This window comes from Streptomyces sp. NPDC046303 (assembly GCF_055588085.1).
The window spans coordinates 22,174-42,632 of sequence record NZ_JBVJFA010000039.1; the positions used below are offsets into that span (position 1 = coordinate 22,174).

The 20,459-nt window shown below is 72.5% G+C and carries 17 protein-coding genes; 8 read left to right on the forward strand and 9 right to left on the reverse strand.

Features of this window, described 5'->3' with window-relative positions; genetic code table 11:
* The first annotated feature begins 22 nt into the window (after positions 1-22).
* Entirely contained in the window at positions 23-2,533 is a 2,511-nt protein-coding gene (locus tag ACZ6I1_RS30045; protein ID WP_469292045.1) for a DEAD/DEAH box helicase, read from the forward strand.
* Here ACZ6I1_RS30045 and ACZ6I1_RS30050 read toward each other — a convergent pair.
* Genes ACZ6I1_RS30050 through ssd form a run of 7 tightly spaced genes read right to left on the reverse strand, consistent with a single transcriptional unit; the run spans position 2,469 to position 7,373 of the window.
* A complete protein-coding gene (locus ACZ6I1_RS30050) occupies positions 2,469-2,822 on the reverse strand; it encodes an Rv3654c family TadE-like protein (protein WP_469292046.1) in 354 nt (117 codons plus the stop codon). The genes ACZ6I1_RS30045 and ACZ6I1_RS30050 overlap by 65 nt on opposite strands.
* On the reverse strand, positions 2,819-3,205 hold the full coding sequence (locus tag ACZ6I1_RS30055) for a TadE family type IV pilus minor pilin (protein ID WP_469292047.1): 387 nt from the start codon (positions 3,203-3,205) through the stop codon (positions 2,819-2,821). Before ACZ6I1_RS30055 ends, ACZ6I1_RS30050 begins: the two co-directional genes overlap by 4 nt.
* Positions 3,192-3,389, reverse strand: coding sequence for a DUF4244 domain-containing protein (locus ACZ6I1_RS30060; RefSeq protein ID WP_257555616.1), 198 nt, complete (start codon positions 3,387-3,389; stop codon positions 3,192-3,194). The genes ACZ6I1_RS30055 and ACZ6I1_RS30060 overlap by 14 nt, the downstream gene beginning before the upstream one ends.
* Positions 3,390-3,437: 48 nt before the next feature.
* The gene (locus tag ACZ6I1_RS30065) at positions 3,438-4,214 is read right to left on the reverse strand and encodes a type II secretion system F family protein (protein ID WP_469292048.1); all 777 of its coding nucleotides are present in this window, start codon (positions 4,212-4,214) and stop codon (positions 3,438-3,440) included.
* Positions 4,214-5,098 (reverse strand): type II secretion system F family protein, encoded by an 885-nt coding sequence (locus tag ACZ6I1_RS30070; RefSeq protein WP_469292049.1) that lies wholly within the window; start codon positions 5,096-5,098, stop codon positions 4,214-4,216. The genes ACZ6I1_RS30065 and ACZ6I1_RS30070 overlap by 1 nt, the downstream gene beginning before the upstream one ends.
* On the reverse strand, positions 5,095-6,243 hold the full coding sequence (locus tag ACZ6I1_RS30075) for a TadA family conjugal transfer-associated ATPase (RefSeq protein ID WP_469292050.1): 1,149 nt from the start codon (positions 6,241-6,243) through the stop codon (positions 5,095-5,097). The genes ACZ6I1_RS30070 and ACZ6I1_RS30075 overlap by 4 nt, the downstream gene beginning before the upstream one ends.
* Positions 6,240-7,373: a septum site-determining protein Ssd gene (gene ssd / locus ACZ6I1_RS30080; protein ID WP_469292051.1), complete on the reverse strand. Its 1,134-nt coding sequence runs from the start codon at positions 7,371-7,373 to the stop codon at positions 6,240-6,242. The genes ACZ6I1_RS30075 and ssd overlap by 4 nt, the downstream gene beginning before the upstream one ends.
* A gap of 488 nt (positions 7,374-7,861) precedes the next feature.
* Between ssd and ACZ6I1_RS30085 the strand changes: the two genes are divergently transcribed.
* Entirely contained in the window at positions 7,862-8,737 is an 876-nt protein-coding gene (locus ACZ6I1_RS30085) for an HAD family hydrolase (protein ID WP_469292052.1), read from the forward strand.
* A gap of 412 nt (positions 8,738-9,149) precedes the next feature.
* Here ACZ6I1_RS30085 and ACZ6I1_RS30090 read toward each other — a convergent pair whose 3' ends face one another.
* Positions 9,150-9,971 carry a Fic family protein gene (locus tag ACZ6I1_RS30090; RefSeq protein WP_469292053.1) on the reverse strand — a complete coding sequence of 274 codons (822 nt, stop codon included), beginning with the start codon at positions 9,969-9,971 and terminating at the stop codon, positions 9,150-9,152.
* Positions 9,972-10,080: 109 nt separating this feature from the next.
* Between ACZ6I1_RS30090 and ACZ6I1_RS30095 the strand changes: the two genes are divergently transcribed.
* A complete protein-coding gene (locus tag ACZ6I1_RS30095) occupies positions 10,081-11,151 on the forward strand; it encodes an ATP-binding protein (protein ID WP_469292054.1) in 1,071 nt (356 codons plus the stop codon).
* On the opposite strand, the gene ACZ6I1_RS30100 is transcribed toward ACZ6I1_RS30095, so the two are convergent.
* Entirely contained in the window at positions 11,105-12,418 is a 1,314-nt protein-coding gene (locus ACZ6I1_RS30100; RefSeq protein ID WP_469292055.1) for a polysaccharide deacetylase family protein, read from the reverse strand. The two genes, ACZ6I1_RS30095 and ACZ6I1_RS30100, sit on opposite strands and share 47 nt — an antisense overlap.
* A gap of 236 nt (positions 12,419-12,654) precedes the next feature.
* Here ACZ6I1_RS30100 and ACZ6I1_RS30105 point away from each other — a divergent pair, with 236 nt between their 5' ends.
* The 5 genes from ACZ6I1_RS30105 to ACZ6I1_RS30125 all read left to right on the forward strand — a co-directional run bounded on the left by ACZ6I1_RS30105 (position 12,655) and on the right by ACZ6I1_RS30125 (position 20,347).
* Complete coding sequence (locus ACZ6I1_RS30105; protein ID WP_469292056.1) at positions 12,655-15,039, forward strand: SulP family inorganic anion transporter; 2,385 nt, start codon at positions 12,655-12,657, stop codon at positions 15,037-15,039.
* Between the two features lie 167 nt (positions 15,040-15,206).
* A complete protein-coding gene (gene acs / locus ACZ6I1_RS30110; protein ID WP_469292057.1) occupies positions 15,207-17,210 on the forward strand; it encodes an acetate--CoA ligase in 2,004 nt (667 codons plus the stop codon).
* A 250-nt stretch (positions 17,211-17,460) separates the two neighbouring features.
* On the forward strand, positions 17,461-18,870 hold the full coding sequence (nhaA, locus tag ACZ6I1_RS30115; protein ID WP_469292058.1) for a Na+/H+ antiporter NhaA: 1,410 nt from the start codon (positions 17,461-17,463) through the stop codon (positions 18,868-18,870).
* Positions 18,871-18,920: 50 nt separating this feature from the next.
* Positions 18,921-19,379, forward strand: a complete 459-nt coding sequence (locus tag ACZ6I1_RS30120; protein ID WP_469292059.1) for a phage holin family protein — start codon at positions 18,921-18,923, stop codon at positions 19,377-19,379.
* Positions 19,376-20,347, forward strand: a complete 972-nt coding sequence (locus ACZ6I1_RS30125; RefSeq protein ID WP_469292060.1) for an alpha/beta fold hydrolase — start codon at positions 19,376-19,378, stop codon at positions 20,345-20,347. Before ACZ6I1_RS30120 ends, ACZ6I1_RS30125 begins: the two co-directional genes overlap by 4 nt.
* The last annotated feature ends 112 nt before the right edge of the window (positions 20,348-20,459 follow it).

The window sequence follows — 20,459 nt, forward strand, 5'->3', positions numbered from 1 at the left end:
AGGTGAGGGATTGGCTGCCGCGATGGCATTCAATCACTTACCGGCAGGCGCGCACGACGCCTTGGGACCATTGTCCCGCACGCCAGTGACACACTCGGTTCCAATGGCCAATACTCACCGTCCCGGTCGGCCCATGGCACCCGAGGACCCCAGACCCACCCCCGGCACGGTCCTCGACCGGCTGTCACGGGGGCCTTCCCGGGCTGCGCGCATCACCCATACGGAGCACTTGCCCCCTCGAGAGGGCCGTCATGCAGTCTGGCCCGACCGCATCCGAACGGATGTCGTAGCCGCGATTCAGGCAGCCGGGATCGCCCATCCGTGGGAACACCAGGCCGCGGCGGCCGCGCACGGCCTCGACGGGGAGTCCGTCGTGGTGGCCACCGGTACCGCCTCGGGCAAGTCCCTGGCCTATCTGGCGCCCGTGCTCTCCGCCCTCGCGGACGGCGCCGAGGCCCCGAACGGGCGCGGCGCCACCGGCCTCTACCTCGCTCCCACCAAGGCTCTGGCGGCCGACCAGCGGCGCGCCGTACGGGAACTGGCCGCCCCGCTCGGCAACGCGGTCCGCCCCGCCGTCTACGACGGCGACACGCCGGTAGAAGAACGCGAATGGGTGCGCCAGTACGCCAATTACGTCCTCACCAACCCCGACATGCTGCACCGCGGCATCCTCCCGGCCCACCCCCGCTGGTCCTCCTTCCTCAAGGCCCTGCGCTACGTCGTGATCGACGAGTGCCACACCTACCGCGGCGTCTTCGGCTCCCACGTGGCGCAGGTGCTGCGCCGGCTGCGGCGGCTGTGCGCCCGCTACGGCTCCGATCCGGTGTTCCTGCTGGCCTCGGCCACCGCCAGCGACCCCGCGGCGGCGGCGTCCCGGCTGACCGGAACCCGCGTGATCGAGATCACCGAGGACGCCTCGCCGCGCGGCGAAGTCGTCTTCGCCCTGTGGGAGCCGCCGCTCCTGAGCGAGCTGCGGGGCGAGAAGGGCGCCCCCGTACGCCGTACGGCCACGGCGGAGACCGCCGACCTGCTGACCGACCTGGTCGTCCAGGGGGTCCGCACGGTGGCCTTCGTGCGCTCCCGGCGCGGCGCCGAGCTGATCTCGGTAATCGCCCAGGAACGCCTCTCCGCGATGCCATCGGCGGCCGACGCCGCGGGCTCCCGCTCGCTGGCCCGGCGGGTCGCCGCCTACCGCGGCGGCTACCTGCCCGAGGAGCGCCGGGCCCTGGAGCGGGCCCTGCACTCCGGCGAGCTGCTGGGCCTGGCCGCCACGACCGCCCTGGAGCTGGGCGTGGACGTGTCGGGCCTGGACGCCGTCCTGATCACCGGCTACCCGGGCACCAGGGCCTCCCTGTGGCAGCAGGCGGGCCGCGCCGGGCGTTCGGGCCAGGGCGCCCTGGCCGTGCTGATCGCCCGCGACGACCCGCTGGACACCTACCTCGTCCACCACCCCGAGGCGCTGTTCAAGCAGCCCGTCGAAGCCACCGTGCTGGACCCGGACAATCCGTACGTCCTCGCCCCCCACCTGTGCGCGGCCGCGGCGGAGCTTCCGCTGACCGAGGCGGACCTCGATCTCTTCGGCCCGGCGACCAAGGAGCTCCTCCCGCAGCTCGAAGCGGCGAAACTGCTCCGCCGGCGGGCCACGGCCTGGCACTGGACCCGCCGGGAGCGGGCCTCGGACCTGACCGACATCCGGGGCGGCGGCGGCCGCCCGGTGCAGATCGTCGAGGCCTCGACCGGGCGGCTGCTGGGCACGGTCGACGAGTCGGCCGCGCACACCGCCGTCCACGACGGGGCCGTCCACCTCCACCAGGGCCGCACCTATCTGGTGAAGCACCTGGACCTGGAGGACGCGGCTGCCCTCGTCGAGGAGGCGAACCCGCCCTTCTCCACCACCGCCCGCGACATCACCTCCATCTCCGTCCTGGAGACCGATACCGAGGTCCCCTGGGGCCCGGCCCGGCTCTGCTACGGCTCCGTCGAGGTCACCAACCAGGTCGTCTCCTATCTGCGGCGCAAACTGATCACCGGCGAGGTGCTGGGCGAGGCCAAGCTGGACCTGCCGCCCCGCACCCTGCGCACCAGGGCCGTGTGGTGGACGGTCACCGAGGACCAGCTAGACGAGGCCCGGATCAACCCGGAGATCCTCGGCGGCGCCCTGCACGCCGCCGAACACGCCTCCATCGGCCTGCTCCCGCTGTTCGCCACCTGCGACCGCTGGGACATCGGCGGCGTCTCCGTGCCGCTCCATCCCGACACCCTCCTCCCCACGGTCTTCGTCTACGACGGCCACCCCGGCGGCGCCGGATTCGCGGAGCGGGCCTTCCACACGGCCCGCGCCTGGCTGACGGCGACCCGCGATGCCATCGCGGCCTGCGAATGCGCGGCCGGCTGCCCCTCCTGCATCCAGTCGCCCAAGTGCGGCAACGGCAACGACCCGCTCCACAAACGCGGCGCGATCCGCCTCCTCACCCGCCTCCTGGCGCAATCTCCTCCCGAGGCGGACCCGCCCGGGCCCGGATCGCCGGGGTAAAGACCCCGGCCGCCGGGCGGGCCGTAACCTCCGCGACCTCGCCCCGGAGGCTGCAGGCGGCCAGGGCCGCGCCCTGCGCCCGGGCCACCCGCAGCGCCGCTCCACAGGCCCTCTCCGGCCCGTGGGCCCAGGAGGCCGCGGCCGCGAGCGCCGCCAGGTCCGCGGCGGCCGCCGCCCGGTGCCGGGCCGCCACCGCCTGGCCCAGCAGCAGCACACCGCCGAACACCGCCCCCAGGACCGTCGCCACCAGCACCGCCCACACCGTCGCCGAACCCCGGTCCCGGCTCACGACGGCGGCCCCACGCTGTCCTCGGCCAGGGCCACCGCCTGCGCCCCGAGCCGTACCTGCAGTCCGCGCGGGCCCGGAGCGGGGGCCGCCACCCGCACCCGCCAGAGGTCTCCCTCCCGCTCCAGCTCCACCCGCGCCCCCGACGGCGCGGCCGCCCGGGCCGCCGCCAGGGCCGTCTCCGCGGGCTCCGACCGGGCAGCCGCCCGGGCCCCGGCCCGGGCCGCGTCCACGCACCGGATCTGCGCGGCCGCCGCCATCAACGCCCACACCAGCAGCGCGGCGAACAGCACCAGAGCCGGGATCACCAGGGCGGCTTCCGCCGTCACATATCCGCGGTCACCGCTTTTCCGGGCTGCTGCGGATTCGCCTTCAGAACGGCACATCGAGCGCCTTCCCGATGGTCGACTGAAGGGCGGTGGAGACCACTTCACTCGTCACCACCTTGTACAGAACCGCGGCGAACGCACAGGCCGCGATGGTGCCCATGGCGTATTCCGAAGTGGACATCCCCGCATCGCCTCCGCGACCGCGCAGTGCGGTCCGCACCCGAAACCAGATGATCCTCATGGCAACTCCTGTTGATTTCCGTTGTTGATGTGATGGGTTCATGTGACGTCAGGTGTGCGAGAGAAGGCCGGAGGCCATTCCGATCACCACCGGTGCGACGCCGATCGCGAGAAATGCGGGGAGGAAACACAGCCCGACCGGGGCCGTGACGAGCACCGCCGCCCGCTGCGCCCTGGCGCCCGCCCGCCGGGTCCGGTCCTCGCGGAGGGCCGAGGCGAGCCGGGAGACCGCTTCCGCCGCGGGAGCTCCCGTCCGGGCGGCCCGCTCCAGGCATTCGGCGAGGACGCGGGCGCCCGGTATCTCCGCCAACCTCCCCCACCCGGCTCCCGGTTCACCGCCGAGCCGCAGCTCCGCCCCGGCCCGCGCCAGCCGCTCGCCCACCGGCCCGCCCAGTGACTCCCCCACGACCTCCGCGGCCTCCACCGGGCCGGCCCCGGCTGCCAGGCAGGCGGCCAACAGGTCTGCGGCGAACGGCAGCTGACGCTCCATCTCCCGTGGATCCACCTCGGCCGGCGGGCGCGGTCTGGCCTGCCAGCGCCACACCCCAAGCGCCGCCAGAGCGCCGACGGCCCCACCGGCCGCGCCGCCGACGAGCACCCACCCCGCCACCAGCGCCCCGGCCGGCGCCCCCCATCCGGCCACCGCCCCGCGCAACCGGGCTCGCCACACCGGCTCCCGAGGAGTCGGCCGCACCCCCAGCAGGAGCCCGGCCCTGCGCCGGGCCCGCCGGTCACGCAGCCGTGCCGCCAGTGCCGACACCGCGCACAGCGCCGCCACCGCCAGCCACAGCGCCATCCCCAGCCTGTGGACCGCGAAGCCGCCCATCACCGCTCCCCCATCCGTACGATCCGCCGGCACCACACCAGCCCCAGCGCCTCCAGCAGCGCGCCCGCGACCAGGCACCCCCAGCCGATCGGGGTGTGCAGCAGCACCCGCAGCGGATCCGCCCCCAGCCCGGTGCCGATCACCAGCCCCACCAGGGGCAGCAGGGCGAGCACCACCGCCGTGGAGCGTGCCCCGGCCAGCTGGGCGCGCAGTGACTCCTGCCGGTCCCGCTCGGCCCGCAGGGCGCCTTCCAGCCGGTCCAGCCCGGCGGCCAGGCCCGCACCGCCGTCCACCGACACCCGCCAGCAGGCGGCCATCCCGGCCAGCCCTTCCGCGCCGGGCTCGCGGGCCGCCTGGCGCAGTGCCCCGGGCACGTCCCCGCCGAACGCCGCCGCGGCCAGCACCCCTGCCTCCGCCGCTCCCGGACCGCCGGGACCGGGCGCCGTACGCCGTATCGCCGCCGTCAGGGCCTGCCCGGGCTGCGCGCCCGCCCGCAGCTCCGCCACCACCGCACCGCACAGCGCCACCACCTCGGCGGCCCGCGCCGCCCGGGCCCGCTCCCCCGCCCGCGTCCGCAGCCACCGCCGCACCAGCGGCACCGCGGCGGCCCCGGCCAGCAGCGGGATCAGAGATCCGCCGACCACCGCGACCAGCAGCCCGGCCCCGAGGCCGGCCCACTCCCGCCACCGCGCCGACCGCACCCGTACGCCGGCCAGCAGCCACTCCACACGGGCCGGACCGCGCGGCACGACGGGACCGCCCCCGGCCAGCACCACCCGGGCCCGCCGGGACACCCGGTCCGCACCGGCCGATCCCCAGGCGGCCGCTGCGGCGCACAGCACCCCGGCGAGCACCGGCAGCGGCACCGCCGCCCCGGGGCTCACCGGGCACCTCGCAGCAACGGGCGCAGCCGCTCCCAGCCCCGCTCCCGTACGAAGCCCCGCGCGGCCCAGCGCAGCGCCGGTACGGTGACCACCAGCCCGGCGGCATCCCGCTCCAGCACGTGCACCTCGGCCACCCGGCGCCGCCCTTCGCGGTCCCGGACGAGGTGGACCACCAGGGTCAGCGCGGCCGCCAACTGGCTGTGCAGGGCGGCCCGGTCGAGCCCGGCGGCCGTCCCCAGGGCCTCCAGGCGGGCCGGCACATGAGCGGCCGCATTGGCGTGGACGGTGCCGCAGCCCCCTTCGTGTCCGGTGTTCAAAGCGGCCAGCAGATCAGCGACTTCGGGTCCGCGGACCTCGCCGACCACCAGCCGGTCGGGGCGCATCCGCAGCGCCTGGCGCACCAGGTCGGCCAGCGTGACCAGGCCCGCGCCCTCCTGGTTCGCGGGCCGGGTCTCCAGCCGCACCACGTGCGGATGATCGGGGCGCAGCTCGGCCGAATCCTCTGCCAGCACGATCCGCTCGCCCGGACCGACCAGCCCCAACAGGGCACTGAGCAGAGTGGTCTTGCCCGTCCCCGTCCCGCCCGAGACGAGGAACGACAGCCGGGCCTCGACCATCTCCCGGAGCAGCCGGTGCCCGCCCGGCGGCAGGGTGCCCGCCGCGACCAGCTCCTCCAGGGTGAACGCGCGCGGCCGCACCACGCGCAGCGAGAGGCAGGCCGACCCGACGGACACCGGGGGGAGCACCGCGTGCAGCCGGGTGCCGTCCGGCATGCGGGCGTCCACCCAGGGCCGGGCGTCATCCAGCCGGCGGCCCGCCACGGCGGCCAGCCGCTGGGCGAGCCTGCGCACGCCCTCGGGTCCCTCGAAGGTCACCCCGGTCAGCTCCAGGCCGCCGCCCCGGTCCACCCACACCCGGTCGGGGGCCGCCACCAGCACGTCGGTGACCTCCGGGTCGGCGAGCAGCGGCTCCAGGGGGCCCGCGCCGACCAGCTCGGACCGCAACTCGGCGGCGACACCGAGCACTTCCGCGTCGCCCAGCAGGCGGCCCTGCGCCCGAAGGGCCGCCGCCACCCGCGCCGGGGTCGGCTCCGCCCCGGTCTCGGCGAGCCGCCTGCGCACCGCGTCCAGGAGCACCGCGCTCATGCCGGCACCCCCTGGGCGGAGCCGAGCGCGCGCTGCCAGAAACCGTCGCAGAAGCGGGCCAGGGCACCTCGCCCCTGCGCCCCCGGCGGTTCCCCCTCGGCCACCCGGCCCGGGAGCCCCACTTCGACCGGCACCTCACCGGCCAGCGGCGCTCCCAGGAGGTCCGCCACGGCCTCCGGTTCGAGGCCGCCCGGGCAGCGCCCCCGTACGACGACGCGCACGTCCCGGGCCACCATCCGCACCCCGGCCGCCACCCGGCCCGCGGCGGCCACCGCCCTCAGCTCGCCCGGCACCACCATCAGCACCAGGTCGAGCTGGGCCAGCACCTCGGCCACGGCTTCGTCGACCCTCCGCGGGAGGTCGACCACCACGACCCCGCCCCGGCGCCGTGCGGCGGCGACCACCGACCGCATCGCGGCGGGCGGCACCACCACCCGGTCCCCGCGGTCCCAGCTGAGCACGCGCAGGGCGTGCAGTTCGGGCAGGGACTCCTCCAGGGCTCCCGCGCCGACCCGTCCGCGCGAGCCTGCGAAGTCGGGCCAGCGCAGTCCTTCCGCGGTCTCGCCCCCGAGCAGGACGTCCATGCCGCCGCCCAGCGGGTCCCCGTCGATGAGGATGGTCCGCTCTCCGGTGCGTGCGGCCCGCACGGCCAGGGCGCAGGCGAGGGTGGAGGCGCCGGCCCCGCCGCTGCCGCCGATCACCCCGACGGCGAGGGCGGGCCGCCCGGCCCCCTCCACGACGTCGGCGATCCGGTCGACGAGGCGGTTCTCGGCGTCGGGGAGCCTCAGCACCTGCTCGGCGCCGATCTCCACCGCCCGCTGCCACACCGCGGGGTCGTCCAGGTCCCGGCCGACCAGGAGGACGCCGTCCCGGCGCGGCGCCCCGCGCACCCGCCGCGCCGCGTCGTCCCCGACGAGCACGAGCGGCGCGGACTCCCAGCCGGCGCCACCGCCGGGACCGTCCTCACCGGTCTGCTCCGGCATCTCGTGGTGCACGTGCGGCTCGGCGCCCGCGGCGGCGCACAGCCGCAGCAGGTCATCGAGCAGCACGGGATCCTCGGTGATGATCAGCGGACGCCCGCCGGCGCCCCGGACCGGCGCCGCCGGCGTGGTTCCCGCTCTGGCCGCCACGGCCTCCGGTGTTTCACACGACTTCGATCGAGCCACGATCTCCGCCCCCTTCTCCCTGCGAAATCCAGCACCGCGGACTTCGCGGCCGGAATCACCGTGCCGCCATCGGGAAAAAGAAGTGGATCTTGCTTCAAAACTGTGGACAACGAGTCGATTGTGAATAACCCGGTCACCCTCACAGGTGAGTTCCGCAGCGCTCCGGAACCACTACGCACCGTCACGAGTCTGAAGGGGTGAGGGCCTTCGCCGGGAGGCTCCGCACAGGAAGGGGGGCCGCAGGGATGGTCACTTGGGGCCGAAGGCAGGGACGCGAACCGCGTCCGGACATGCGACGACCCCCGCCGGGGGGGAGAGCGGGGGTCGTCCCCACGGTCCGACTCGGGGGGGGAGGAGCCAGACCGGGTTAGCACGGTCGCGAACGATCCGTGACTTCCATGGTGTACCCGAGAGCCTTCTCAGGCAAACCCACGCGCCACACCTTACGCCGAATGGTGGGCGCATATGCTCGGAGCGTGGAAAATCAGCCCTTGCCGCACTCCTCGCCTCGTACCGCAGCCTTCTTCGACCTGGACAAGACGGTCATTGCGAAGTCGAGCACCCTGACGTTCAGCAAGTCCTTCTACCAGGGCGGACTGATCAACCGGCGAGCGGTGCTGCGCACCGCGTACACGCAGTTCATCTTCCTGGCCGGCGGAGCCGACCACGATCAGATGGAACGGATGCGCGAGTACCTCTCCGCCCTCTGCAAGGGGTGGAACGTGCAGCAGGTCCGGGAGATCGTCGCGGAAGCCCTGCACGACCTCATCGACCCGATCATCTACGACGAGGCCGCGTCCCTCATCGAGGCCCATCACACCGCGGGCCGCGACGTGGTGATCGTGTCGACCTCCGGTGCGGAAGTGGTCGAGCCCATCGGGGAGATGCTCGGCGCCGACCGCGTCGTCGCCACGCGCATGGTCGTGGGCGAGGACGGCTGCTTCACCGGCGAAATCGAGTACTACGCCTACGGACCGACGAAGGCGGAAGCCGTCCGCGAGCTCGCCGAGTCCGAGGGATACGACCTCGCCCGCTGCTACGCCTACAGCGACTCCGTCACGGACATCCCGATGCTGGAGGCGGTCGGACACCCGCACGCCGTCAATCCCGACCGCGCGCTGCGCCGGGAGGCGCTGGCCCGGGAGTGGCCGGTGCTCGTCTTCAACCGCCCCGTGCGGCTGAAGCAGCGGCTTCCCGGCCTGTCGATGCCGGCGCGGCCCGCGCTCGTCGCCGCGGCTGCCGTGGGCGCGGCCGCCGCCACCGCCGGGCTGGTCTGGTACGCGAGCCGGCGCCGGGCCAGCGCGCTGGCCGCGGCCGCCTCCGCCTGACCACGCCGACCGAATGGGCCGCTGACCGAATGTCCTGACCTGGGGCGATACGGGCCGTCCGGTTCGGCCCCACTCGCCCGGACTCGCCCCGGAAAGTAAAAACTGGAGCCAGGGCTTTCGCATGGCTCCCAAGCGGAGTACAAATAAAGCAACGGCCCGCGAGACCAAAGAACATCCGAGAGGATCATCTTTAAAACGCAGTAAGGCCCACGGACCGAAGCATGAACGCCGAGCACCCACGCGACGTCGACCCGTCGATTACGGGCCAGCCGCACCAGGTGACGGGCAAAGTCCCCGACCTGATGGGCAACTATCGAGGACGCTTGGTAACTCGGCGTAAGTGCCAGCGGCGACACCACAGCAGTACGGTGTCGCCGCAACCCATGTCCGGGCGGAAAACCCGGCGGGAGCCTCAGGCCGCGCCGCGCTGCAGCGCCTCGCAGACCGCCGTCGACTCGCGCACGCCGAGTTCGATCGCCCGGCCGCAGTGCGCGATCCAGGCGGCCATCCCCTCCGGGGTACCCGAGACGTAGCCCTCGAAGGCCGCCAGGTAGGCATCCAGACCCTGCTCCGCGTGACCGACCTCCGCCGGGCAGATCGCCTTCGGGTCCAGACCGCTGTTGATCAGGACGATGCGCTCGGCCGCCCGCGCCACCAGGCCGTTGCAGGTGGCGAAGGGACGCAGGGCCAGCAGCTCCCCGTGCACCACCGCCGCCGTGATCAGTGCCGGGGCGGAGCCGCCCGCGATGATCAGGCGGGACAGGCCGTCCAGCCGGCCCGCAACCTCGTCGGCGCCCGGCAGCGGGAGGCCGATCAGCGGTTCGTCCACCGTCTCGCCCGCCAGGCGCGGCCGGCCGACCACGTCTCCGTCCGCCACCGACCCCGACGCGACCAGGTGCAGCCGCGCCAGCACCCGGAGCGGCGACTGGCGCCAGATGCTCAGCAGCTGGCCGGCCTCCGCCGTGAGCCGCAGCGCGGCCCCCACCGTCAGCGCCTCGGCCTCCGCACCGAAGTCGGTCCGGCGCCGCACCTCCTCCAGCGCCCAGTCGGCGCCGGACAGGGCCGCGCTCGCGCGGGCGCCGCGCAGGGCGGCCTCCGAGGTGATCTCGCCGCTGCGACGGCGCATGACCCGGTGCCCGTAGACCCGGTCCACGGCCTTGCGTACGGAATCCACGGAATCGGCGACACCCGGCAGCCCGGCCAGGGCGGCCAACGGGTCAGAAGCGCTACTCATAAGTAGGGAGCCTACGCACTGCGCACCCGTAGCACCGACCCCTCCTTGGAGTGGTCTTCTTCACTCACCTTGACAACGCAGCGCTTTCGACCCACTACGCTTGGTGAACATGAAGATCGCTTTCGTGGGAAAGGGCGGCAGCGGCAAGACCACGCTGTCCTCCCTCTTCATCCGCCACCTCGCCGCCAATGAGGCCCCCGTCGTCGCGGTGGACGCCGACATCAACCAGCACCTGGGCTCCGCCCTCGGACTCGGCGAGGACGAGGCCGCCGAACTGCCCGCCCTGGGCGCGCACCTGCCGCTGATCAAGGACTACCTGCGGGGCTCCAACCCGCGCATCGCGTCCGCCGACACGATGATCAAGACCACGCCGCCCGGCCGGGGTTCGCGCCTGCTGCGGGTCACCGAGGACAACCCGGTGTACGAGGCCTGCGCGCGCACGCTCCTGCTCGACGGAGAGCCCGTACGGCTCATGGCCACCGGGCCGTTCACCGAGGCCGATCTGGGCGTGGCCTGCTACCACTCCAAGGTCGGGGCGGTCGAGCTCTGCCTCAACCACCTCGTCGACGGCCCCGACGAGTACGTCGTCGTCGACATGACCGCGGGCTCCGACTCCTTCGCCTCCGGCATGTTCACCCGCTTCGACGTGACCTTCCTGGTCGCCGAGCCCACCCGCAAGGGCGTGTCCGTCTACCGCCAGTACAAGGAGTACGCGCGGGACTTCGGGGTCGCGCTCAAGGTCGTCGGCAACAAGGTGCAGGGCCCGGAGGACATCGAGTTCCTCCAGGACGAGGTCGGTGAGGACCTGCTGGTCACCGTCGGGCACTCCGACTGGGTGCGCGCCATGGAGAAGGGCCGGCCGGCCGCCTTCGAGCTGCTGGAGGCGACGAACCGGCTCGCGCTGCAGTCCCTCCAGGACGCGGCGGACGACTCGTACGCGCACCGCGACTGGGACCGGTACACCGAGCAGATGGTGCGGTTCCACCTGAAGAACGCGGAGAGCTGGGGCAACGCCAAGACCGGGGTCGACCTGGCGGACCAGGTCGACCCCGGCTTCGTCCTGCGCGAAGGCGCCGAGGGGGCCGAGGGGGCCGAAGACGCCGAGGGCGCCGGAGAGGGAGTCGAGGCCCTCGTCAGTCCTCGTCCGCCCCGGCTTCGGCCGGCTCCTCAGCCGGCGTGACCACGGCGGGGGCCGTCGGCGGTGCGGGCGGCGGCCCCGCGGTCAGGAACTTCGCCCAGCCCTGCTTCGGCGCCTCGCCGACGTCGAGGGTGCGCAGCCACTCCACGACCTTGGGGTCCTGGGCGTCCAGCCAGTCCGCCAGCTCGCGGAACGGCACGCAGCGGACCTCCTTCTGGGTGCACATCCCCTTGATGGACTCCTCGACGGCGCGCATGTAGGTGCCGCCGTTCCAGGACTCGAAGTGGTTGCCGATGATCAGCGGCGCCCGGTTGCCCTGGTAGGCGCGGTCGAAGGCCTGGCGCAGGCCGTCGCGCATCTGGTCGCCCCAGTACGCGTGCTGCGAGGGGTCGCCCTGTGAGGTCGTCCCGGACTGGTTGGTCATGAAGTTGTAGTCCATGCTCAGGGTCTCGAAGGCGCGGCCCGGCACGGGGACCAGCTGCAGCGGAATGTCCCAGAGCCCGTCCGTCTTCTTGGGCCAGATCTGCTTGCTGATGCCGCTGGAGTCGTAGCGGAAGCCCAGTTTCTTCGCCGCCAGCATGAAGTTCTTCTGGCCCTCGAGGCAGGGGGTGCGGGCCCCGATGAGCTCCTTGTCGTAGTCGAAGGGGAGCGCCTCCATGTTCTTCAGGCCCGCGTTCGTCTTCCAGTTCTTCACGAAGGACTTGGCCTGGCTGATCTCGCTCTTCCACTCGTCCACGGACCAGGTGCCGACACCGCCGTCGGGGCCGCAGAAGTGGCCGTTGAAGTGCGTGCCGATCTCATTTCCCTCGAGCCAGGCCGCGCGCACCTGGGTGGCGGTGTCCTTGATGCCCTGGAGGTCGCCGAAGCCGATGTCCGAACGGCCGGGTCCGTGCTGCGGGGCGACGTAGAGGGAACGTTTCTCTTCCGGGAGCATGTACACGCCGCTGAGGAAGTACGTCATCCGGGCGTTGTACTTCTTGCCGACCTCGCGGAAGTGCGAGAAGAGCTTCTGGCTGTCCTCGCCGGCCCCGTCCCACGAGAACACCACGAACTGAGGAGGCTTCTCGCCGGGCTTCAGCTTCTGCGCCGTCCGGACGACGTTCGGCTGCGCGCCGGTGTAGGCGGTCGAACCGTCGCCGATGGGGCGGTTGACACTGCCGGGGGCCTCGGGGGCGGCGGCGCCCTTCCGTGCGTGCTGGGGGCCGGAGGCCGGGGACTTGGCGGGTTCCGAGCCACTGCACCCGGCGGCTCCCAGGGCCAGCGCCGTGGCGACCAGGCCGCCGGCGATCTTCTTCGTGGCGGCGATCATCCGCCCCACCTCTCCCTCGCAGTTCCATCGCAGGACTTCCGCGCCGCAACGTCCCATGCGGTCCACCGTGAGGAAGGTGTGACAAGCCGTACAAAATGCTTAATCACCCTGGAGGGTTAATTCATAGGCCATTTGCCCGTATTTCCCACCACAGCCCTTTACTCTCCATTACCATCCATTTACCGAGTGTTGAGACTCCCGCCGCTTCATCCCTCCCCCCGAGGAGACGGGACCTTATGACAGCCACTTCACGTACACCCGCAGTAGACACAGAGATCCGCACCACGCCCGGCAAACAGATCCGCAAGGACCTGCCGGCGGACCTCTCCGCCTCCGCCGCCGTGTTCCTGATCGCCCTGCCGCTCTCCCTCGGCATCGCCCTGGCCACCGGCGCCCCGCTCCAGGCCGGACTGGTCGCGGCGGCCGTCGGCGGGATCGTCGCCGGCCGGTTCGGCGGAGCCCCGCTCCAGGTGAGCGGCCCCGCGGCCGGACTCACGGTGGTCACCGCCGAGTTGATCCAGCACTACGGATGGCGCACCACCTGCGCCATCACCGTGCTCGCCGGGTTCTGCCAGCTGGGCCTCGCCCTGCTGCGCACCGCCCGGTCGGCGCTCATGGTCAGCCCCGCCATCGTGCACGGCATGCTCGCCGGCATCGGCGTGACCATCGCGCTGGCCCAGCTGCACATCGTGCTCGGCGGCACCCCGCAGAGCTCCGCCGTGGCGAACGTACTTGGCCTGCCGGGGCAGTTGGCGGACCTGCACCCGGTCGCGCTCGGCGTCAGCGTGCTGACGCTCGTCGTCCTGCTCGGCTGGCCGCGGCTGCCCGGACCGACGGGCCGCGCCCTGCGCAAGGTCCCGGCGGCGCTCGCCGCCGTCGCCACGGCCACCGCCTTCGCCGCCCTGGCCGGGCTCTCCCTGCCCCGGGTCGACCTGCCGTCCTGGCGCAGCCACGCCCTGCCCGAACTGCCCGAGGGGCCGGTCCTCGGCCTCATCGCCGCCGTACTGACCATCACCCTGGTCGGCAGTGTGGAGTCCCTGCTCTCCGCGGTCGCGACCGACAAGCTCATCGCCTCCGAGCGCGGTACGGGCAACCGCCCGCCGCGCGCCGACCTCAACCGCGAACTGCGCGGGCAGGGCGCGGCGAACATCGTCTCCGGAGCACTGGGCGGCCTGCCGATCACGGGCGTCGCCGTCCGCAGCGTGGCCAACGTCAAGGCCGGCGCGGCCAGCCGGAAGTCGACCATGCTGCACGGTTTCTGGGTCATGCTCGCGGCCGGGCTGCTGGTCCCGGTCCTCGACCTGATCCCGCTCGCCGCGCTGGCCGCCCTGGTCATGGCGGTGGGCGTGCAGATGGTGAGCATCACGCACCTGCGCAGCGTCACCCGGCACCGGGAGATCCCGGTCTACGCGACGACCATCGTGGCCGTGGTCCTCGGCGGGGTACTCGAGGGCGTGGCCATCGGCATCGCGGTCGCGGTCGCCCTCGCCCTGCACCGGCTGGCCCGGACCCGGATCACGCTGGAACAGCTGGACGACGGCGTCCACCGGGTCTGGGCGCGCGGGCAGTTGACCTTCCTCGCCGTACCGCGGCTGAGCCGGGTGCTCAACCAGATTCCGCACGAGGGGCGCGCGGTGGTCGAGCTGGACGGCTCGTTCATGGACCACGCGGCATACGAGACGCTTCGGGACTGGCAGGACTCGCACCTCGCCCACGGCGGATCGGTACAGGTCACCGGCCACCGGGCCGACGGGTCCCAGCACTCCGACCCGGCCCGGCGCACCCCGCAGCGCGGCGGGCACCAGTGCTGCCGCCCCTGGACCCCGTGGCAGAACCACTGCGACCACCGTGTCGACGACACCCCCGCGGACCCGGACACCGCCACCGCCACCGAAGCAGCACCGGCGGCCGCGGCCGCGACCGCCGCCGCGGCCCCGGCTCCGCGGCGGCGCGGCGCCGGGCAGCTGGCCAGCGGGATCAGCGCCTTCCAGCGCGACACCGCACCGCACGTACGGGACGAGCTGGCCCGCCTGGCCCGCGAGGGGCAGCGGCCCTCCCAGCTCTTCCTCACCTGCGCCGACTCCCGCCTCGTCACCAGCATGATCACGGCCAGCGGACCGGGCGACCTGTTCACCGTCCGCAACGTCGGCAACCTCGTCCCGCTGCCGGGCGCCGAGTCCACCGACGACTCCGTCGCGGCGGCCATCGAGTACGCGGTGGACGTGCTCAAGGTGGACAGCATCACGGTGTGCGGGCACTCGGGCTGCGGAGCCATGCAGGCGCTGCTCAACTCCTCCCCCGGAGCGCCCATGACCCCGCTGCGCCGCTGGCTCCGGCACGGTCTGCCCAGCCTGGAGCGGATGGCCAGCCGCCACCACGCCTGGGCCAGGATCTCGGGCCGGCTCCCGGCGGACGCCGTGGAGCAGCTGTGCCTGACCAACGTGGTGCAGCAGCTGGAGCACCTGCGGGCGCACGAATCGGTGGCCCGGCGGCTCGCCGAAGGCACGCTGGAGCTGCACGGGATGTACTTCCACGTGGGTGAGGCCCAGGCCTACCTGCTGTCCGAGGGCGAGGACTTCTTCGACTGCCGGGTCTTCGACACGGTCGGCCAGAACGCCTGATTCGCGACAGCGTCACGGCATGTTCGAACCGATACCCTCCGGTATCCGTGCCATCGTTTGGCCCCTTTCCGCACCTTGCAGCGGGAAGGGGCCGTCGGCACGCACCCCGGCGTGATATAGGTCTAAACCAATTCTCGGCTACCTCTTGTCACCCGGGCCGCCGGCTGATGAGCTATGCCGGGGACACAACGGACACCCTGGGAAAGGGATATGTCGTGAGCAATGAAAGCCTGGCCAATCTGCTCAAGGAGGAGCGGCGGTTCGCACCGCCTGCCGATCTGGCCGCCGCCGCCAACGTGACACAGGCGGCGTACGCACAGGCCGACGCGGACCGGCTGGGCTTCTGGGCCGAGCAGGCCCGGCGGCTCACCTGGGCCACGGAGCCGACCGAGACGCTCGACTGGACGAACCCGCCCTTCGCGAAGTGGTTCGCGGACGGCAAGCTGAACGTCGCGTACAACTGCGTGGACCGGCACGTGGAGGCAGGCAACGGCGAGCGCGTCGCCCTCCACTTCGAGGGCGAGCCCGGCGACAGCCGCTCGATCACCTACGCGCAGCTCAAGGACGAGGTCTCCAAGGCGGCCAACGCCCTGACCGAGCTGGGCGTCCAGGCCGGCGACCGCGTCGCCGTCTACCTTCCGATGATCCCCGAGGCGGTCGTGGCGATGCTCGCCTGCGCCCGGATCGGGGCCGCGCACTCCGTGGTCTTCGGCGGCTTCTCCGCCGACGCCGTCGCCTCGCGCATCCAGGACGCCGACGCCAAGCTGGTCATCACCGCCGACGGCGGCTACCGCCGCGGCAAGGCGACCGCCCTGAAGCCGGCCATCGACGAGGCCGTCGGCAAGTGCCCGCAGGTCGAGCACGTGCTCGTCGTGCGGCGCACCGGCCAGGAGACCGCCTTCACCGAGGGCCGCGACGTCTGGTGGCACGACGTGGTCGGCCGGCAGTCCGCCGAGCACACCCCGCAGGCCTTCGACGCCGAGCACCCGCTCTTCATCCTGTACACCTCGGGGACCACGGGGAAGCCCAAGGGCATCCTGCACACCTCGGGCGGCTACCTGACGCAGGCGGCGTACACCCACCACGCGGTGTTCGACCTGAAGCCGGAGACCGACGTCTACTGGTGCACCGCCGACATCGGCTGGGTGACCGGGCACTCGTACATCGTCTACGGGCCCCTCGCGAACGGCGCCACCCAAGTGATGTACGAGGGCACGCCGGACACCCCGCACCAGGGCCGGTTCTGGGAGATCGTGCAGAAGTACCGCGTCACCATCCTTTACACGGCGCCCACGGCCATCCGCACGTTCATGAAGTGGGGCGACGACATCCCCGCGAAGTTCGACCTCTCGAGCCTGCGCGTGCTGGGCTCGGTCGGCGAGCCGATCAACCCCGAGGCGTGGATCTGGTACCGCAAGCACATCGGCGGCGACCGCTGCCCGATCGTGGACACCTGGTGGCAGACCGAGACCGGCGCGATGATGATCTCCCCGCTGCCGGGCGTCACGGAGACCAAGCCGGGCTCGGCGCAGCGCGCGCTGCCCGGAATCTCCGCCACCGTCGTGGACGACGAAGCGAACGAGGTCCCGGACGGCGGAGGCGGCTACCTGGTCCTGACCGAGCCGTGGCCGTCGATGCTGCGCACCATCTGGGGCGACGACCAGCGGTTCATCGACACCTACTGGTCGCGGTTCGAGGGCAAGTACTTCGCGGGCGACGGCGCCAAGAAGGACGACGACGGCGACATCTGGCTGCTCGGCCGGGTGGACGACGTGATGCTGGTGTCCGGCCACAACATCTCGACGACCGAGGTCGAGTCGGCGCTCGTCTCGCACCCCGCGGTCGCCGAGGCAGCCGTGGTCGGCGCCAACGACGAGACCACCGGCCAGGCCATCGTGGCCTTCGTCATCCTGCGCGGCAGCGCCTCGGAGACCGGCAGCCTGGTCGCCGACCTGCGCAACCACGTGGGCGCCACGCTCGGCCCCATCGCCAAGCCGAAGCGGATCCTCCCGGTCCAGGAACTGCCGAAGACCCGCTCGGGCAAGATCATGCGCCGCCTCCTGCGCGACGTGGCGGAGAACCGCACGGTCGGTGACGTCACCACGCTCGCCGACTCCTCGGTCATGGACCTGATCCAGAGCAAGCTGCCGTCCGCGTCCAGCGAGGACTGACCGACGACATAGCGGGACCACGGGCATCGGCCCATCGGCCCCTCGGGCCTGGAGGGGGCGTCCGGCGCGCGCACAGCGTGCCGGACGCCCCCTCCGCGCTTAAGGTGAAGATCATCCGATACGACTACGCGACCCTGTGTAGGGTAAGGAAAGCGTCAAGACGTACGACGCTCGAACACTCAGGGTGCGCCGGGAAGTCTGGTCGGCAACTGCATGAAGCATGCCGTCGACCAACCGGAGGTGTCCCACCGTGGCCGCGCCCACCCCCACCGACTCGCAGAGCCGCAAGCTCCTCGGCCGGCTGTCGCTGCCCGAGCGGCGGTTCGTCGCCGACGCCCTGCGCGCCGAGACCGTCGGCGGTGTCCTGCTCCTCGTGGCCGCCGTCGCCGCCCTGATCTGGGCCAACACCCCCGCCCTGACGGAGAGCTACAAGACCGTCCGGGATGTTCACATCGGCCCCGGATTCCTCGGCCTGGACCTGTCGATCCAGCACTGGGCGGCCGACGGCCTGCTGGCGGTCTTCTTCTTCGTGGCCGGCATCGAGCTCAAGCGCGAGCTGGTCGCGGGCGACCTGCGCGACCCCAAGGCCGCCGCCCTCCCCGTCATCGCCGCGCTCTGCGGCATGGCCGCCCCCGCCGGGGTCTACGCCCTCGTCACCACGTTCGGCAACGGGTCCATGGACGGCTGGGCGGTCCCGACCGCCACCGACATCGCCTTCGCGCTCGCCGTCCTCGCGGTCATCGGCACCTCGCTGCCCTCCGCCCTGCGCGCGTTCCTGCTCACCCTCGCCGTCGTCGACGACCTCTTCGCGATCATCATCATCGCGGTGTTCTTCACCAGCGAGATCGACTTCCTGGCCCTGGGCGGCGCGGTCGTGGGCCTCGCGCTGTTCTGGTTCCTGCTCCGCAAGGGCGTCCGCGGCTGGTACGTCCACGTACCGCTCGCCCTCGCCATCTGGGGCCTGATGTACAACAGCGGCGTCCACGCCACCATCGCCGGTGTCGCCATGGGCCTGATGCTGCGCTGCACCCGCAACGAGGGCGAGGACCACTCACCCGGCGAGCACATCGAGCACCTCGTACGGCCGGTCTCGGCCGGTCTCGCCGTACCGCTCTTCGCGCTCTTCTCGGCCGGCGTCTCCCTCTCCGACGAGTCCATCGGCCAGGTCTTCACCCGGCCCGAGACCCTCGGCGTGGTCCTCGGCCTGGTCGTCGGCAAGGCGGTGGGCATCTTCGGCGGCACCTGGCTGGCCGCCCGCTTCACCAAGGCCGAGCTGAACGAGGACCTCGCCTGGCCGGACGTACTCGCCGTCGCCTCCCTCGCCGGGATCGGGTTCACCGTCTCGCTGCTGATCGGTGAACTCGCCTTCGCCGAGGACGAGGTCCTGACCGACGAGATCAAGGCCGCGGTCCTCATCGGCTCGCTCATCGCCGCCGTGTTCGCCTGCGTCCTGCTCAAGCTCCGCGACCGCAGGTACCGGGCCCTCACCGAGGCCGAGGAGCGCGACGAGGACCGCGACGGCATTCCGGACATCTACGAGGAGCACACCGCGGCGTACCACATGCGCATGGCGAAGATCCACGAGGAGAAGGCCGCGGAGCACCGGCGCAGGGCCGAAGCGGCGGCCGGGTCCAGCATCGAGGGCGACCGTCCGGCATGATCTGACGCAGGACGGCGTACAGACGCGGCAGACGACAGAGGGAGAGAGCGATGAGCGCAGTGGACCAAGGGGCGCGGGGAGCCGAGCGCACACTCGGCCAGCTGGTCGCCTCGGCCACCGCCGAGATGTCGGCCCTGGTGCACGACGAGATCGCCCTCGCCAAGGTGGAGATCAAGCAGGACGTCAAGCGCGCGGGCATCGGGAGCGGTGCCGCGATCGTCGCCGGCGTGCTGGTGCTCTTCTCCCTCCCCGTACTGAGTTTCGCCGCGGCCTACGGCATCCATAACCTCGGGCTCGGCCTCGCCTGGTCCTTCCTGATCGTCGGCGGCGCGTTCTGGCTGCTCGCGGGCCTCGTCGGGCTGCTCGCCGCGGTCAAGTTCAAGAAGGTCAAGCCGCCGGTGAAGACCATCGAATCGGTCAAGCAGACCGCGGCGCTCGTCGGGACCGTCAAGCCGCACGCGCGGCCGGTGAGTGACAAGGCCGTGGGTGTGGCACGCTCGTCCTCATGACAGCGCCCTCGCCTGACCCCGGCAATCCGCCCACCGCCGCCTCGGCGATCCGGCTCGATCTGCCCGGCGGGCAGGCGGTGACGCACCGGGACGTCGCCGCCAACGGCGCCCGCTTCCACGTCGCCGAACTCGGTGACGGGCCGCTGGTGCTGCTGCTGCACGGCTTCCCGCAGTTCTGGTGGACCTGGCGGCACCAGATGACCGCGCTCGCGGACGCCGGCTACCGGGCCGTCGCGATGGACCTGCGCGGAGTCGGCGGCAGCGACCGCACCCCGCGCGGCTACGACCCGGCCAATCTGGCACTCGACATCACCGGGGTCGTACGGTCCCTCGGCGAGCCGGACGCCGCGCTCGTCGGACACGACCTGGGCGGCTACCTCGCCTGGACGGCGGCCGTGATGCGGCCCAAGCTCGTGCGCCGCCTGGTCGTCTCCTCCATGCCCCACCCGCGCCGCTGGCGTTCGGCGATGCTGTCCGACTTCGGCCAGACCCGGGCCAGTTCACACATCTGGGGCTTCCAGCGGCCCTTCGTCCCCGAGCGGCAGCTCGTCGCCGACGACGGGGCGCTCGTCGCGGAGCTGATCCGCGGCTGGTCCGGGCCACGGCTCCAGGAGGACGGCGCCGACGAGGAGGCGCTGGCCGTGTACCGGCGGGCGATGTGCATCCCGTCCACCGCGCACTGCTCGATCGAGCCCTACCGCTGGATGATGCGGTCGATGGCGCGGCCCGACGGCCTCCAGTTCAACCGGCGCATGAAGCGGCCGGTGCGGGTGCCGACGCTGCACCTGCACGGCTCGCTCGACCCGGTGATGCGCACGCGCAGCGCGGCCGGATCCGGCCAGTACGTCGAAGCCCCGTACCGGTGGCGGCTGTTCGACGGGCTCGGGCACTTCCCGCACGAGGAGGACCCGGTGGCCTTCTCGACCGAGCTCGTGAACTGGCTCAAGGACCCCGAACCGGACCGGTGATGGGTATGACAACCATTCAATTGCCTCGCGCATAGGCCAATTGGCCGCCCTGTACGGGGTTACCGACCATGGGGCACGGGCACAGCTCGGAGTATGGGCTGGACGCACGACT